Consider the following 15447-nt stretch of genomic DNA (forward strand, 5'->3'; position numbering starts at 1 on the left):
TCAACGGACGGAACAGCACCCGGAGTTCCCGAAGATCAGACCGGCGAAACGGTGATGCCCAGTGCACCGGGGCCCACGTGGGCGCCGATGGCCGAGCTGACCTGCGTCAACATGAACTGGCGGACGTTGGGCACACCGCGCCGTAGCTTGCGCAGCAACCGCTGGGCCTTCTCGGCCGCGTCGAAGTGCTCCACAGCGACGTCCACGGTCTCGGCACCCGCCCGCTTGATCGCGATTTCCAGCATCCGGTTCAGCGCGCGGTCGGCGCCCATCACGCGGTCCAGCGGCGTGATCTGGGCGTCGGCCATGGTCAGCAGCGGCTTCATCGACAGGGCGGAGCCGACCAGGGCCGCCGCGGCACCGATGCGGCCGCCGCGCCGCAGGTACTCGAGCGTGTCCACGTAGATCAGCTCGGTGGATCTGTCGAAGCGGCGCTGTGCGGTCGCGAGCACTCTGTCCACGCCGCCGCCCGCTTCGGCCACCTTGGCGGCGGCCTGGACCGCGTAGCCGATGCTCATCCCGCAGGTGTGGGTGTCGATGACGTGCACGGGCACGCGGACCTGGGCGGCGGCGGTACGGGCCGCCTCGACGGTCGCGGACAGCCGGCCGGACACGTGCACGGACACGATCGAGCGGACGCCCTGCGCCACCAGGTCGGAGTACGTCCAGAAGAACGCGCCGGGATCGGGCGGAATCGTCGCCACGGGAACGTTCGAACGCATGGCCGAGACCAGCTCGGGGACCGGGATGCGGGACTCGTCGTCGGTGTGGTCGCCGATCCGCACCTGGATCTGGACCACCTCGATGCCGAGTTGATCAGTCAGCTTCACCGGGAGACAGGCCGTGGAGTCGGTCACGATAGCTACCCGCCGGTACATGACGAGCCAGCGTAGTCCCCCGAATGGGTTAGGTCTCAAAAGGTGTCGTGCAGGGGTGACAACTGTCACGCTAGCAGGGTGCTTGCTGCCGTTTGCAGGGGTGCTACTGGCGGGTAACATCCGGGTGATGGCAGGGTCGTGAACACCCGGCGGCGCAGTCCCTAGAGTCCTCCGCGCAAGCGTCGCCGCCCGTCCGCAGGAGGTCGAAGAGGACCTATGAACATTGTTGTCCTGGTCAAGCAGGTGCCTGACACCTGGTCCGAGCGCAAGCTCACCGACGCCGACCACACCCTTGACCGCGAGTCCGCGGATGCAGTGCTCGACGAGATCAACGAGCGCGCCGTCGAAGAGGCTCTGCAGCTGCAGGAAGCCCACGGCGGCGAGGTCACCGTCATCGCGATGGGTCCCGACCGCGCCACCGACGCCATTCGCAAGGCGCTGTCGATGGGTGCCGACAAGGCGATCCACGTGAGCGACGAGGCGCTGCACGGTTCGGACGTGCTGGCCACGGCGAAGGTCCTCGCGAAGGCGATCGGCACGGTCGAGAACGTCGACCTGGTCATCGCGGGCAACGAGGCGACCGACGGCCGCGCGGGTGCTGTTCCGGCAATCCTCGCCGAGCTGCTCGGCCTGCCGCAGGTCACCCAGCTGCGCAAGGTCACCGTCGAGGGCACCACGATCAAGGGCGAGCGCGAGACCGACGAGGGCGTCGCGTTCCTCGAGGCGTCGCTCCCGGCCGTGGTCTCCGTGACCGAGAAGATCAACGAGCCGCGTTACCCGTCCTTCAAGGGCATCATGGCCGCGAAGAAGAAGCCCGTCTCCACGCTCACCGTGGCGGACCTGGGCATCGACGCGTCCGAGGTCGGCCTGTCCGGTGCGTGGACCCAGGTGCTGGAGGCGGCCCCGAAGCCGCCGCGCAGCGCGGGTCAGCGCGTCGAGGACGGTGGCGACGGCGGCGCGAAGATCGCCGAGTTCCTCGTCGGCCAGAAGCTCATCTGAGAAGGATTGGGAGGGAAGAGAAATGTCTGAAGTCCTGGTCCTGGTCGACCACGTCGACGGCGACGTCAAGAAGGTCAGCTACGAGCTGCTGACGGCCGCGCGCCGCCTGGGTACCCCGGCCGCCGTGGTCGTGGGCGCGCCCGGCACCGCGTCGAAGATCCGCGAGTCGCTCGGGAAGTACGGCGCGGCGAAGGTCTACGCCGTCGAGTCCGACGACGCCGTCAACTTCCTGACGACCCCGAAGGTCGACGCGCTGGCCGCACTCGCCCCGAACTCGTCCGCGGTGCTCGTCTCCGCGACCGTCGAGGGCAAGGAGGTCGCCGGCCGTCTCGCCGTGCGCATCGACTCCGGCTGGCTGGTCGACGTCGTGGACGTCGAGGCCGACGGCACCGGCGTGCAGTCCATCTTCGGTGGCGCGTTCGTCGTCAAGGCGAAGGTCAGCAAGGGCACCCCGATCATCACCGTCCGCCCCGGCGGCGTCGAGGCCGAGGAGTCGGCCGCGGACGCCGTGCTGGACGAGTCGGTCTCCGTCTCCGTGGACGCCGCCAAGTCCGCCCGCGTGACCTCGCGCGAGGCCGTCGTCGGTGGCGACCGCCCCGAGCTCACCGAGGCCTCGGTCGTCGTCTCCGGTGGCCGCGGTGTCGGCTCGGCGGAGAAGTTCTCCGTCGTCGAGGAGCTGGCCGACTCGCTCGGTGCCGCCGTCGGTGCCTCGCGCGCCGCCGTCGACTCGGGCTACTACCCGCACCAGTTCCAGGTCGGCCAGACCGGTAAGACGGTCTCGCCGCAGCTGTACGTGGCGCTGGGCATCTCCGGTGCCATCCAGCACCGTGCGGGCATGCAGACCTCGAAGACGATCGTCGCGGTCAACAAGGACCCCGAGGCCCCGATCTTCGAGATCGCCGACTTCGGTGTGGTGGGCGACCTGTTCAACGTCGCGCCGCAGCTGACCGACGAGGTCAAGAAGCGCAAGGGCTGAGCACTCCCGCTCACGAATGGCCGTCCCGCCTCGGCGGGGCGGCCATTCGCCTGTTTCGAGGGCGGAGGCACAGGCGTGCCGACGACCAGGCTCTGACACCACCGGCGGTTAACCCGACTGCCACTGAGAGGTCATCGGTTTGACCTGCTGTCATTCGCCAATCCGGCTTCACCCTGGTTCGTATGACGCAGCCGGAACTGCTTGTCAGCACCCCTGCACAGCAGGACAAGGACGCTCCCCGCTACTCCCTCCTCGTCGCTCGTGACAGCGAAGAAGTCGTCGCCGCGCAGAGACTGCGCTACGAGGTGTTCGCCGGTGAGATGGGGGCGACGCTGCACACCAGCGTGCCCGGCCACGACGTTGACGAGTTCGACCAGCACTGCGACCACCTCGTGGTCCGCGACGACCGCACCGGCGAGATCGTCGGCGGCTACCGCATGCTGCCGCCGGAGCGCGCCAAGGACGCAGGGCGGCTCTACAGCGACGGCGAGTTCGACCTGGGCAGCCTGAAGGAACTCAGGCCCAGCATCGTCGAGACCGGACGCTCCTGCGTGCACCCCGACCACCGCAACGGCGCCGTCGTCAGCCTCGTGTGGGCGGGCATCGCGCGGTACATGTTGCTCAGCGGCCACAAGTGGCTCGTCGGGTGTGCGTCCATCCCGCTGCAGGACGGCGGCAGCTTCGCGGCCGGTGTGTGGGACACGGTGCAGGCCAAGCACCTGGCGCCCGAGCAGTACCGCGTCACGCCGCACAACCCGTGGGACGTCGACCAGATCGTGCGCCCGTCCAAGACCGTGCTGCCGCCGCTGCTGAAGGGCTACCTGCGGCTCGGCGCGTGGGTGTGCGGGCGGCCCGCGCTCGACGCGGACTTCGGGGTCGCCGACCTCTTCATCCTGCTCGGCATGGACCACGTGGATCAGCGTTACCTCAAGTTCTTCCTGGGGGAGACAGCATGAGTCACGCCTGGATGCCCGCGTCGCCGTGCGGTGACGGGTGCGTCAGCGGTGCGCCCGGCCAGGTCGGCGCGTTCAGGCAGGTCTGGCGGGCGGTCACGGCTCTCACGGCGCTTCTGTGCGGCGTGTGGATCGCGGTGGCGCTTCTGCTGCCGAGCAAGCAGCGCGAGAGCGTCATCCGCCTGTGGTTCCACGCGGTTCTGCGCGCTTTCGGCGTCAGGCTGCGGGTCCACGGGGCCAAGAAGTTCCAGGCGATGCCGGAGCGCGGGGTGCTCGTCGTGAGCAACCACGTGTCCTGGCTGGACGAGCTCGCGATCGACTCCGTGCAGCCGATCCGGCTCGTGGCCAAGAAGGACATCAAGAGCTGGCCGGTCCTCGGCAGGATCATCACGGCGGCGGGCACGGTCTACCTGGACCGCGAGAAGCTGCGTGAGCTGCCCCAGACGGTGAACGAGCTGACGGCGACGTTGCGCAACGGTAGTGCGGTCGGCATCCACGCCGAGGGCACGACATGGTGCGGGCTCGCGTCAGGGCACTACAAGCCGGCGCTGTTCCAGGCCGCGCTGGACGCCGGTGTGCCGGTGCGGCCCATCGTGCTGCGGTACCGGATCGGCGATCACGTGACCACGCAGCCGGCGTTCATCGGCAGTGACACGCTCGTCGACTCGGTCCGGCGGGTGCTGAAGATCAAGGGTCTGGTCGTCGAGGTGCACGTGCTCGACGAGATCGCTCCCGGCCGTGCGGAGAACCGCAGGGAACTGGCGAAACTTGCCGAAGAGCAATCAAACCGCTTGACCTCGACCGAACTGGAGATAGCACCATCAACGGGTGACTCTCACCGCGCGCGCACCATCACGCCTCTGGTCGCCTGAACGCCGCTGGCCCACGACGGGCATCCTCCTGCTGGTCACGCTCCTCGCCTTCGAGGCGATGGGCGTCGGCACGGCGATGCCCACCATGGTCAGCGAGCTGAAGGGCGAGGCGCTCTACGCGTGGCCGTTCCTCGCGAACCTGGCGGCGAGCGTCATCGCGACGGTCTTCTCCGGACGGCTCTCCGACCGGCGGGGACCGAAGCCCGCGGTCCTGATCGGCGTGGTGCTGTTCCTCGCGGGGCTCGTCGTCGCGGGCATGGCGGAGACGATGACCGTGCTGCTCGCCGGCCGGGCTCTGCAGGGCTTCGGCGCGGGCTTCCTGATCGTCGCGATCTACGTGTTGATCGCGCTGGCCTACCCCGAGAGCGACAGGCCGGCGGTCTTCGGTGCGCTGTCCGCGGCGTGGGTGGTGCCGTCGCTGGTGGGTCCGGCGGTCGCGGGCTGGGCGACCGAGCACCTGACCTGGAGGCTGGTGTTCCTCGCGATCGTGCCGTTGGTGCTGATCGGCAGCGTGCTGCTCGTTCCCGTGCTCAAGTCACTGCCTCCGCACGACGCGACTCCGCCGCTGCGCAAGTACCTGCCGCTCGCCGCAGTGGCGGTCGGTGTCGGTGTGGCCGGCCTGAGCTGGGGTTTGCAGCACCGCACGTGGTGGCTGCTCGCACTGGCGTTCCTGCTGCTGGCGCCCGCACTGCGCATCCTGCTGCCGAAGGGCACGCTGATCGCCCGTCGAGGTCTTCCGGTCACGATCCTCGCGAGAGGCATGCTGGCCGGCACGTTCTTCGCGGTCGAGGGCTTCATCCCGCTCACGCTGACCGTCGTGCACGGCTACTCGCCGCTGGAAGCGGGCATTCCGCTGACGCTGAGCGCGCTCGGCTGGGCCAGTGCCTCGATGTGGGCGTCACGGCACCCTGAGATCGAGCGCCACACTCTCGTGCGCGTCGGTTTCCTGTTCACCGCGACCGGTATGGCCGCCGTGACCCTCATCGCACCGAGCTGGGGTCCTGCCTTCCTGACGCCGGTGCTGTGGGCGGTCGCGGGCGCGGGCATGGGCATGGCGACGTCCAGCGTCGGCGTGCTGATGATGGCGGCATCACCCGAGGAGGATCGCGGTTTCAACTCGGCCGCCCTGCAGATCTGCGACATGCTCGGCTCGGCGGCGATGATCGGGATCGGTGGCGTACTGGTCGTGGCGACCGCACCGACCGCGGGTGTGGTCGTGCTGAACCTGTCCATGGCGGCGTTGGCGGTGGTGGGAGCGATTCTGACCGGACCCCGCATGCGGGCTACCCTTGAGCCCTGATGGCTTATCTCGACCACGCCGCCACGACCCCCATGCACCCGCAGGCGGTCGCGGCGATGACCGAGGCGTTGTCCACCACGGGCAACGCCTCGTCGCTGCACACCTCCGGCAGGCGGGCGCGGCGTGCGATCGAGGAGGCCCGCGAGAACATCGCCGACGCCCTGGGCGCCCGGCCGTCCGAGGTGCTCTTCACCGGTGGTGGCACGGAGAGCGACAACCTCGCGGTCAAGGGCATCTACTGGGCAGGCGGCAAGCGCCGCGTGCTGGCCTCGGCCGTCGAGCACCACGCTGTGCTGGACGCCGTCGAGTGGCTGGAGCAGCGGGGCGCCGAGGTCACCTGGCTTCCGACTGACCGTTTCGGGCGGGTGTCCGCGGAGTCGGTCGCCGACGCTCTCGACGACGACGTCGCGCTCGTCACGACGATGTGGGCGAACAACGAGGTCGGCACCATCAACCCGGTGCACGACATCGCTGCTGTTTGCGCTTCTCGTGGTGTGCCGTTCCACACGGACGCGGTGCAGGCCGTGGGCGCGGTCCCGGTCGATTTCGCTGCCTCCGGCGCCTCCGCGTTGACGATGACCGGCCACAAGGTCGGCGGCCCGTACGGCGTTGGTGTGCTGCTGCTCGCGCGTGACGTGAAGTGCGCGCCGTTGCTGCACGGCGGTGGCCAGGAGCGCGACGTGCGGTCCGGCACGCTGGACGTGCCGTCGATCGTCGGTTTGGCTCGCGCGGTGCGGATCGCGGTGGACGAACAGGCCGCGAGGGCCGCCGAGCTGGCGGCGTTGCGGGACGAGCTGATCGCGTCGGTGCGCGCGGTGGTGCCGGACGTGATCGTGAACGGCGACCCGGTGAACCGGTTGCCCGGCAACGCCCACCTGACGTTCCCCGGCTGCGAGGGCGACAGCCTGCTGATGCTGCTGGACGCGCGCGGTGTCGAGTGCTCGACCGGTTCCGCGTGCACGGCCGGTGTCGCGCAGCCGAGCCACGTGCTGCTCGCGATGGGCGTCGAACCCGCGTTGGCGCGTGGATCCCTGCGGTTCTCGCTCGGGCACACGTCTACTCACGCGGACGTGGAAAAGCTGGCGTCGGTCATCGGCCCGGTGGTGGAGAGGGCCCGCACGGCGGGCTTGGCAGGTATGAGGCGTTCCCGGAAGGTGGTCAAGCAGTGAAGGTCCTCGCGGCGATGAGCGGTGGTGTCGACTCCGCGGTGGCGGCGGCACGCGCCGTCGAAGCGGGACACGACGTGACGGGCGTGCATCTCGCGTTGTCGGCCAAGCCCGGCACGTTGCGCACCGGCGCGCGTGGCTGCTGCACGATCGAAGACGCCCACGACGCCCGCCGCGCGGCGGACATGATGGGGATCCCGTTCTACGTCTGGGACTTCGCCGAGCGCTTCACCGAAGAGGTCGTGGAGGACTTCGTCGCGGAGTACGCGGCCGGACGCACGCCGAACCCCTGTCTGCGCTGCAACGAGCGGATCAAGTTCGAGGCGTTGCTGGACAAGGCGATCGCCCTCGGCTTCGACGCCGTCTGCACCGGCCACTACGCACGGCTGGCTGTTGTCGACGGCCGTCCGGAGCTCCGGCGGTCGGCTGACTTGGGCAAGGACCAGTCGTACGTGCTGGCGTCGCTGACCGCGGACCAGCTCACGCACGCGATGTTTCCGTTGGGGGACACGACCAAGGAGCTCGTCAGGGTCGAGGCCGCGTCACGCGGGTTGTCCGTGGCGAAGAAGCCGGACAGCCACGACATCTGCTTCATCCCGGACGGGGACACGCAGAAGTTCCTGGCCGGCCGGATGGAGACCCGGCCAGGGCTGTTGATCGACGACGAGACCGGGGCGGTGCTCGGCCGCCATGCGGGCGTGCAGGAGTTCACCGTGGGGCAGCGCAAGGGCCTCGGCATCGACGCTCCGGCGCCTGACGGCCGGCCTCGGTACGTGCTGGCGCTGGAGCCGGTGTCCGGCACCGTGCGCGTCGGTTCGCTGGAAAAGCTCTCGGTGACCGGGATTTCGGCGTCCGACCCGATCACGCACGTGGCGCTGGACGGACCGGTCGAGTGCGTCGCGCAGGTGCGCGCGCACGGTGGCACGGCTCCGGCGGTCGCCGAGCTGGTGGACGGTGTGCTGCAGGTGCAGTTGCGCGAGCCCCTCAAGGGCGTGGCGCCCGGTCAGGCCGTGGCGATCTACCGCGAGGACACTGCGGGCGATCTGGTGCTGGCGAGCGCCACGATCGACGCCACCAGCTGATTCGGTTCCGGCCGGGTGGCAGGTTCGTGTTCGACACCCGCTACCCGGCGGACGAGCTGAACGCGCGGCGCGATCACCGCGCGGACCAGGTCCATCGTCACCGTGGCCGTCGCTCCTGCGTCGGGTGCGTGCTGGTCGGGTCGGGCGGGGGCGGCGGGGGCTCGGTGCTGCTGGTGACCGGCGGCTCTGGCGTGAAGGTCGTCGCAGGCGGCGGTGCGACGGTAGGGCCCGGTTGCTCTACGCGGGGCACCGCGGTGGTGGGTGACGCGCTCGCGGCAGGTTTGGGGTTTGAAGTCGGCGCGGTCGTGCGTGTGCTCGGGGTGGTGCGGCGTGCGGACGCGGTCGGGTGCTGCGGCACGGTCGCCTTGACGTTCAGCTCCGCTGGGGCGTTGGGGGCCGTGGGCCTGGGCTGGTTCGGATCGTCGGGGGCGGTCGTGTCGGTCGAACGGTTCGTCCAGGCCACTGCGGCGAGCGCGGCTATGCCGATGGCCATGACGCCCGCGGCGCCGAGGACGATCTTGGGACCTTTGCGGCGGCGCGGTGGGGGAACGGGGAGTGGCGCGGTCGTCTTCACGGGGCAGGTTGGCGGGGTGGCGCGCGTGATCACCGGGCGGGCGTCGAACGCGGCCAGTGCGGCGCCGGTCGCCACGGAGGTGCTCTGGTCGGTGTCCACGGCGACCGGGCGGCCCAGTTCCTTGGAGATCAGCTGCGTCACCAGCGGGATTCGGGACGAGCCGCCGACCAGCAGGACCCCGGCCAGGTCGTCGGGGGCCAGCCCGGCGGAGTGCACGGTGCGTCGCAGTGCCTCGACCGAGTCGAGGAGAGCGGGACGGATCATCGCCTCGAACTCGGTGCGCACCAGCCGGATCTGCGCACGGGTTCCGGGCAGCAGCACCGGGATGGTCACTTCGGTGTCGGTGGACAACGCCTCTTTCGCCTCGGTGCACTCCCGGCGCAACCGGGACACCGCGGCGAGTGTGACCGGGTCCTCGGGGTCCAGCTCGTCCACGACGTCGGCGATGCTCGCGCGGACGTGGTCGAACACGACCTCGTCGAAGTCGATGCCGCCGAGCCGCTCGATGCCCTCCGGCCTGCCGAGCAGTTCGAAGCCCACGCTCTCCGTGCGGCGCAGTACGGCGGCGTCGAACGTGCCGCCGCCCAGGTCGTAGACGGCGATCGTGCCGCCCGGCTCGATCCGTTGTGTCGAGGCGTAGTGCACCGCGGCCGCTTCCGGCTCGGTCAGGAACACGACGTCGTCCAGGCCCGCGGTGGACAGACCCGTTGTGAGCAGGGTCTTCTTGTGCGGCCCCCAGCCCGCCGGGTGCGTGATCGCGATCCGGTCCGGCGCCGCGCCCTCGCGCTCGGTCACGCGGTCGACGACCCAGCGCGCCAGAACACCGGCGAGCTCGTGCGCCTGCTGCGGCTGACAGGCCACCATCAGTGGCGTCGGGTCGCCGATGCGGCGTTTGAACTCGCGGATCACCCGCTCCGGGTCGGTGACCGCACGGCGTTCCGCGGCCTCACCGACGAGCACGCCGTCGTCCTCGCCGAGGTAGAGGACGGAAGCGACCGACGCCGACCGGGGACTCAGTGCAACGACCTCGGCGGATGTTGACGTCCGGTGCACGGCGGCGGCGGTGAACGTCGTGCCCAGGTCGACACCCAACTGATAGACCACGGCGCGGAACATTAGCAACAATTCCGTCCAGATCGACAACCCCTACGTCCCCTATTTCGGCGCCCCGATCCCCGTCACTCATTCGGGTGGTGCGGTATGTTCTGCATCCCCCAGCGGCATCCCGTGGAATTCGGAGCGATCACCGATGGCAAGTCGCTGCCGCGGTCGTAGCGTTCCTGTGGTCGGACGCGGAGTTCGGCATGCATTCGAAACGATCTCTGACCTAGAGGAGAAGGCAAGCGCTATGACCAGCCTGCTGGAATTCATTCTCAACCTGCTCCGGGATCCCGCGGCGCAGCAGCAGTTCACCGACAACCCCCAGCAGGCACTGCGGGATCACGGGTTCGACGAGCTCTGCGCGCAGGACGTGCACGACGCGTTGCCGCTGGTGATGGACAACGTCCTGGTGAGCGGTACGGGTGGCCCCCTGCCGTCGGCACAGCCCGGCGACGAGCACCTGGACATCGCGATCCGGCAGATCGACCACATCGTGAACAACTATTCCTACACCGACAGCCACGACACGAACGTGGACTATTCGGTGCACCAGACCATCTGGACCCAGGGTGACGTGAACCAGTCGTTCGACAACGACTACGGCAGCGACAACGGCAACGACAATGACACCGTCGTCGCGAGCGACAGCACGGTCGTCGAAGGTGACTCCGACAACGACACGGTCACCACCACCGCGACCGATGCCGGGCAGGGGAACGTGTACAACTTCGGTCAGGGCGATGTCACCGTCAACTCCGGCGACAACTCCGGCAACAATTCCGAAAGCGATTCACACAACGTGACTCACCAGCATTCGCCGGCCACGGTCGACTCGTCGTACCGCCCGGAGCACGAGCACAACGTCGACATCGACCACACGAACCAGCACGGCCTGGTCAACGTCGACGACACGTTGAACGACCTCGACCTGTTGAGCCACAACGACGTCGACCTGCTCAACGGTCTGCACCTGTAGGACGGCACCGATCCGGCCCAGGCACCACGCCTGGGCCGGGTACCGGTGTTCACGAGAAGGATCTTCGAGGGAGTAGCACTTGTCGGTACCCGCAGCGATCGAGGTCGTCGACCTCGCGCTCCAGGCGGCACTGGCCTACGGCCGCGCGGACTTCGGCGCCCGGCTGCGCCAGACGCGGCGCAGACTGGCCGAGGACGGCGTCCGGGTGCTCGTGGTCGGAGAGTTCAAGCAGGGCAAGAGTCATCTGGTCAACGCGCTGCTCAACGCGTCGGTGTGCCCGACCGACGACGACATCGCCACCACGGTGCCCACGATCGTGCGTTACGCCGAGGTACCCGCGGCGATGATCGTGCGTGAGTTCGGCGACGACGTGCCCGCCGACAGCACGCCCGTCCCGGTCGACCGGCTCGCCGACTACGTCTGCGACCAGGGCAACCGGCGCCAGATCAGCTACGCCGAGGTGGGCGTCCCGCGCACGCTGCTCGCCGGTGGCCTGGTCGTGGTGGACACGCCGGGCGTGGGCGGGCTCGCTTCCATGCACGGCGCGGCCATCATCGCCGCCATGTCGCTGGCCGACGCGGTGGTGTTCGTCTCCGACGCCGGCGCGGAGTTCACGGCGTCCGAACTGGACTTCCTCCGGCACGCCGCGCAGGTGTGCCCGAACATCGTGTGCGCACTGACGAAAACCGATCTCCACCCGCACTGGCGGCGCATCGCCGACATCGACCGCCGGCACCTCTCGACCGCCGAGCTGGAGGCCGAGGTCGTGCCCGTCTCGTCGACGCTGCGACTGCACGCGGTCCGCACCAATGACCACATGCTCAACACCGAGTCCGGTTTCCCCGTGCTGATCGGGCATCTGCGTGACCGGATAGCGGGCCAGGCCGACCAGCTCGCGTGCCGGGTCGCGGCACAGGACGTGGTGACGATCACGGACCAGCTGGCGACCACCATGCGGGCACAGCTCTCCGCGTACCAGGGCGGTGGCGCGGCAGCGGAGCTGATCCGCGAGCTGGAGCAGGCGCAGCAGCGGGCCGATCGGCTGCGGGAACGGTCGGCACGCTGGCAGCAGACGCTGAGCGACGGCATCGCCGATCTGATCTCGGACATCGAGTACGACCTGCGCGACCGGATGCGCCAGATCGGCCGCGACGCCGAACGGGAGATCGACCAGGCCGACCCTCTCGCGATCGAGGACCAGTTCGCCGCGTGGCTGCAGCAGCAGGTCTCCGGTGCGGCGTCGGCGAACTTCGCGTGGGCGATGGAACGGGCGCGCTGGCTCGCCGACCAGGTGGCCGACCACTTCGCCGAGGAGGGCGCCAAGGTGCTGCCGGATCTGCGCGACGTCGACTTCGTCAGGATGACCGGTTCCATCGACGCCATCGAGTTGCCACGCAACGAGAACCTGAAGCTGGGCAACAAGCTCCTGCTGGGCATGCGAGGCGGTTACGGCGGCACACTGATGTTCGGCATGGCGGGAACGCTGGTCGGGATGGCGCTGCTCAACCCCTTCTCGATCGCTGCGGGGTTGCTGCTGGGCGGCCGCACGGTCCGCGAGGAACGCAAGAGGTTGGTGCAGCGGAGGCAGATGGAGGCCAAGAGCGCGGTCCGCCGCCACCTGGACGACGTCGTTTTCCAGTTGGGCAAGGAATCCAGGGACATGCTTCGCGAGGTTCAGCGCACGTTGCGCAACCACTTCACCGGTCACGCCGAGGAGCTGCAGAGGTCGGTGAACGACTCGTTGCAGGCAGCGCAGAACGCGTTGCGCACCAACCAGGAGGAATGTCCCCGCGCGATCGCCGACCTGCAGGCCGAACTCGCCCGCGTGGCGGCGCTGGAGGACCTCGCGCGTGGCCTGACGGCGGCACCGCGGCTGGAACTGAGCGAGGTCGCGCGATGAACACGACGACGGGACTCGGCACGTCCGTGCGTGCCGTGATGCGGCGGGCGATCAAGGCGTACCGGGACAGCCCGGACACCGTGGCGTACCTGCAGCGGCACCTGGACCGGATGAACGAGCCGCTGCGCGTCGCCATCGCGGGGCAGGTCAAGGCCGGCAAGTCGACGTTGCTGAACGCGTTGGTGGGTGAGGAGATCGCGGCCACCGACGCCGGCGAGTGCACCCGAGCTGTCACCTGGTACCGCGACGCGGAGGTACCGCGGATCACGGTGCATCCGGTGGACGCCCCGTCGCGGCAGTTGCCGATCGACCGCCGCGACGGCGCGTTGCGCGTGGACCTGGGCGCCGGTCGGGTCGATCGTGTCGTCGTCGACTGGCCGTCGCAGCATCTGCGAACCATGACGCTGATCGACACGCCGGGTCTGCAGTCGATCTCCACGGAGATCTCGGCACGGACGGTGGACTTCCTGTCCGATGACGAGGAACCGGCCGAGGCCGACGCGGTGGTCTACCTGATGCGGCACCTGCACTCGACCAACGTGCGGTTCCTGGAGTCGTTCTACGACCAGGGCTTCGCGCGGGCGACGCCGGTGAGCACCATCGCGGTGCTGTCGAGGGCGGACGAGATCGGGGTGGGCCGGGTCGACGCGTTGATGTCCGCGCGGCGCATCGCGCGCCGGTACCGCGCCGACGAGAAGTTGCGGGCGTTGTGCCAGACGGTCGTGCCGGTCTCGGGCTTGCTCGCGCAGGCGGGCCGGACGATGCGGCAGGCCGAGTTCGCGGCGCTCCTCGAGCTCGTGCGGGCGCGGCGGTCCGATGTCGAGGCCGCGCTGCTTTCTGCCGACCGGTTCGCGCGCTACGACGGGCTCGAACCGGAGGTGTGCTCCGACCTGTTGGACCGGTTCGGGCTGGGCGGGATCCGGCTGGCGGTCACGTTGGTGCGGCAGGGTTTCGACAGTGCGCCGAAGCTCGCTGCCGAACTGGTGCGGCGCAGCGGCCTCGACGAGCTGCGCGACGTGCTCAGCGCGCAGTTCACCGCACGCGCCGAGCTGTTGAAGGCGCGGTCCGCACTGCTCGCGCTGGACATGGTGCTCAGCAGGGTGGTCCGGCAGGAAACGCAGTCGCTGGTCGTCGAGGTGGAACGGATCGTGGCAGGGGCCCACGAGTTCGCCGAGCTGAGGTTGCTGAGTTCGTTGCGGCTGGGCGCGATGAAGCTTCCTGCCGACGCGCTCGCCGAGGCAGAGCGGTTGCTGGGTGGTGTGGGGGAGAGCTCGACGGCCAGGCTCGGCCTCGGCGTGCACGCGACCACGGGCGAGCAGCGCAACGCCGCGCTGGACGCGCTGAGCCGGTGGCGGCGACGCCTGGAGAACCCGTTGTCCAGCCTGGCGCTCGCCGACGCGTCACGTGTCGTGATCCGCAGCTGCGAAGGCCTGCTGGCCGAGTTCGTCGACTGACCTGGGTCATTGGGAAACGATGAAGGCGTCTTCATCCACCTGACGTGGATGAAGACGCCCTTCATCCGATTAGATGCCAGGCGTGGAAGACGGTGTGGCGCTTGAGGAACCGACGGCGTACGAGCTGGACTGGCTCGCAATCCTCGACGATTTGCGTGACAGCCCGGCAATCGAGGTGTTGCACGAGGTACGGGACGACATCGATCTGATGGCGGAGGACTCGTCCTTCGACGACCTCGCCGAGTGGGACGGCGTCGAACTGGACGCGGAAGTCCGTCGGGCCTACGTTCGCTTCTCGCAGCTGGGCAGCCAATGGCGGACCGTTGCTCCCCATCTGGACCTGGCAGGCGAGTTCCGGCTCAGGCCCCTGCCGCTGGTGGTGCACGAGGACGCGCCGGAGTTCCACTCGTCGCTGTACTCGGACGAACAGCGCGAGCTGGCCACCGGGTTCCGTGTCATCGACTCCAGCCCGTTCACCGGCACGGGTTCCTTTGTCGCGGTTCGGTTGCGGCCGGGAGCAGGGAATCCCGAGATCTGGTTCTCCGACCACCGCACGAACACGCTGTGGGAGATGGATCTCGACTACGTCGGCTACCTGGAGACCTTGCGGCTGACCAAGGGCGCCTTCCACTGGCAGCACCTCTTCACCGAGGCGCCGCTGGACGACGAGGAATTCGCAGGCGTGGCCGCGGACCTGCAGGCGATGCTGGGCTTCCTCCCGAGTGTCTTCCCCGATCGCGAATACGCGCCCTTGCACGCACGGCTTGCGCGACGCCTCGGCTAGCCGGGAAGGTCAGGCCATCAGCAGGGTGCGGAGCTGGGCGAAGAGCTCGCTGCGCGTCGCGCAGCCGAGGCGGCGGCGCATTTTCGCCACGTGGTGTTCAACGGTCTTGGCGGAGATGAAGAGCCGTTCGCCGATCTGCTTGTACGTCAGGCCACTGACGACCAGCTCCGCCACCTCGCGCTCACGGCCGCTGAGTGGCGTGCCGAGAAGGTCGGTCGGCGCCTGGTCCTGCGCGGGGGTGTCCACCGGCGTCAGTTCACGCGCGAACGCCATGAGCGAGCTCATCGAGGCTCGGTCGCGGCAGCGGATCGCGGCCTGCCCTGCCAGCCGTGCGCCTTCCCAGGACTGTCCGGTCGCCCACAGGCCACGGGACGCGCGCTCGACTGCCGCGATGTCCACGTCACCGGCCAGCACGCGCAGCACGCCCATGGC

General features: G+C 69.2%; 14 protein-coding genes. 11 read left to right on the forward strand and 3 right to left on the reverse strand.

The window, feature by feature from the left end; translation table 11 throughout:
* Positions 1-35: 35 nt before the first annotated feature.
* On the reverse strand, positions 36-878 hold the full coding sequence (locus FXN61_RS03720; protein ID WP_167970217.1) for a DegV family protein: 843 nt from the start codon (positions 876-878) through the stop codon (positions 36-38).
* Between the two features lie 216 nt (positions 879-1094).
* Between FXN61_RS03720 and FXN61_RS03725 the strand changes: the two genes are divergently transcribed.
* The 7 genes from FXN61_RS03725 (at position 1095) to mnmA (ending at position 8226) form a co-directional block, all read left to right on the forward strand.
* Entirely contained in the window at positions 1095-1877 is a 783-nt protein-coding gene (locus tag FXN61_RS03725) for an electron transfer flavoprotein subunit beta/FixA family protein (RefSeq protein ID WP_167970219.1), read from the forward strand.
* Positions 1878-1899: 22 nt separating this feature from the next.
* Entirely contained in the window at positions 1900-2853 is a 954-nt protein-coding gene (locus FXN61_RS03730; RefSeq protein WP_167970222.1) for an electron transfer flavoprotein subunit alpha/FixB family protein, read from the forward strand.
* Between the two features lie 182 nt (positions 2854-3035).
* Positions 3036-3809 carry a GNAT family N-acetyltransferase gene (locus FXN61_RS03735; RefSeq protein WP_167970224.1) on the forward strand — a complete coding sequence of 258 codons (774 nt, stop codon included), beginning with the start codon at positions 3036-3038 and terminating at the stop codon, positions 3807-3809.
* The gene (locus FXN61_RS03740; RefSeq protein ID WP_167970226.1) at positions 3806-4678 is read left to right on the forward strand and encodes a lysophospholipid acyltransferase family protein; all 873 of its coding nucleotides are present in this window, start codon (positions 3806-3808) and stop codon (positions 4676-4678) included. The genes FXN61_RS03735 and FXN61_RS03740 overlap by 4 nt, the downstream gene beginning before the upstream one ends.
* Positions 4635-5978, forward strand: a complete 1344-nt coding sequence (locus FXN61_RS03745; RefSeq protein ID WP_312877531.1) for an MFS transporter — start codon at positions 4635-4637, stop codon at positions 5976-5978. Before FXN61_RS03740 ends, FXN61_RS03745 begins: the two co-directional genes overlap by 44 nt.
* Positions 5978-7147 (forward strand): cysteine desulfurase family protein, encoded by a 1170-nt coding sequence (locus FXN61_RS03750; protein ID WP_167970228.1) that lies wholly within the window; start codon positions 5978-5980, stop codon positions 7145-7147. Before FXN61_RS03745 ends, FXN61_RS03750 begins: the two co-directional genes overlap by 1 nt.
* Positions 7144-8226, forward strand: a complete 1083-nt coding sequence (gene mnmA, locus FXN61_RS03755) for a tRNA 2-thiouridine(34) synthase MnmA (RefSeq protein WP_167970230.1) — start codon at positions 7144-7146, stop codon at positions 8224-8226. Before FXN61_RS03750 ends, mnmA begins: the two co-directional genes overlap by 4 nt.
* Before the next feature lie 97 nt (positions 8227-8323).
* Here mnmA and FXN61_RS03760 read toward each other — a convergent pair whose 3' ends face one another.
* Complete coding sequence (locus tag FXN61_RS03760) at positions 8324-9904, reverse strand: Hsp70 family protein (RefSeq protein WP_167970232.1); 1581 nt, start codon at positions 9902-9904, stop codon at positions 8324-8326.
* A gap of 244 nt (positions 9905-10148) precedes the next feature.
* Between FXN61_RS03760 and FXN61_RS03765 the strand changes: the two genes are divergently transcribed.
* The 4 genes from FXN61_RS03765 (at position 10149) to FXN61_RS03780 (ending at position 15015) form a co-directional block, all read left to right on the forward strand.
* On the forward strand, positions 10149-10877 hold the full coding sequence (locus FXN61_RS03765) for an IniB N-terminal domain-containing protein (RefSeq protein ID WP_167970234.1): 729 nt from the start codon (positions 10149-10151) through the stop codon (positions 10875-10877).
* Positions 10878-10956: 79 nt separating this feature from the next.
* Positions 10957-12777, forward strand: coding sequence for a dynamin family protein (locus tag FXN61_RS03770; RefSeq protein WP_167970236.1), 1821 nt, complete (start codon positions 10957-10959; stop codon positions 12775-12777).
* Positions 12774-14231 carry a dynamin family protein gene (locus FXN61_RS03775; protein WP_167970238.1) on the forward strand — a complete coding sequence of 486 codons (1458 nt, stop codon included), beginning with the start codon at positions 12774-12776 and terminating at the stop codon, positions 14229-14231. Before FXN61_RS03770 ends, FXN61_RS03775 begins: the two co-directional genes overlap by 4 nt.
* A 73-nt stretch (positions 14232-14304) precedes the next feature.
* Positions 14305-15015: a hypothetical protein gene (locus tag FXN61_RS03780; RefSeq protein ID WP_167970240.1), complete on the forward strand. Its 711-nt coding sequence runs from the start codon at positions 14305-14307 to the stop codon at positions 15013-15015.
* Positions 15016-15024: 9 nt separating this feature from the next.
* On the opposite strand, the gene FXN61_RS03785 is transcribed toward FXN61_RS03780, so the two are convergent.
* Positions 15025-15447, reverse strand: a 423-nt coding sequence (locus FXN61_RS03785; RefSeq protein WP_223165298.1) for a helix-turn-helix transcriptional regulator, incomplete at its 5' end; no start/stop codon positions are given.

The organism is Lentzea indica (assembly GCF_012184385.1).
Lineage (GTDB): Bacteria > Actinomycetota > Actinomycetes > Mycobacteriales > Pseudonocardiaceae > Lentzea > Lentzea indica.

What these genes read in the sequence shown, in the direction of transcription:
- FXN61_RS03730 (WP_167970222.1), top strand. Translation starts at nt 1,900, where the DNA reads ATGTCTGAAGTCCTGGTCCTGGTCGACCACGTCGACGGCGACGTCAAG.
- FXN61_RS03720 (WP_167970217.1), bottom strand. Translation starts at nt 878, where the DNA reads ATGTACCGGCGGGTAGCTATCGTGACCGACTCCACGGCCTGTCTCCCG.
- FXN61_RS03740 (WP_167970226.1), top strand. Translation starts at nt 3,806, where the DNA reads ATGAGTCACGCCTGGATGCCCGCGTCGCCGTGCGGTGACGGGTGCGTC.
- FXN61_RS03735 (WP_167970224.1), top strand. Translation starts at nt 3,036, where the DNA reads ATGACGCAGCCGGAACTGCTTGTCAGCACCCCTGCACAGCAGGACAAG.
- FXN61_RS03725 (WP_167970219.1), top strand. Translation starts at nt 1,095, where the DNA reads ATGAACATTGTTGTCCTGGTCAAGCAGGTGCCTGACACCTGGTCCGAG.
- FXN61_RS03780 (WP_167970240.1), top strand. Translation starts at nt 14,305, where the DNA reads ATGCCAGGCGTGGAAGACGGTGTGGCGCTTGAGGAACCGACGGCGTAC.
- FXN61_RS03750 (WP_167970228.1), top strand. Translation starts at nt 5,978, where the DNA reads ATGGCTTATCTCGACCACGCCGCCACGACCCCCATGCACCCGCAGGCG.
- FXN61_RS03775 (WP_167970238.1), top strand. Translation starts at nt 12,774, where the DNA reads ATGAACACGACGACGGGACTCGGCACGTCCGTGCGTGCCGTGATGCGG.
- FXN61_RS03765 (WP_167970234.1), top strand. Translation starts at nt 10,149, where the DNA reads ATGACCAGCCTGCTGGAATTCATTCTCAACCTGCTCCGGGATCCCGCG.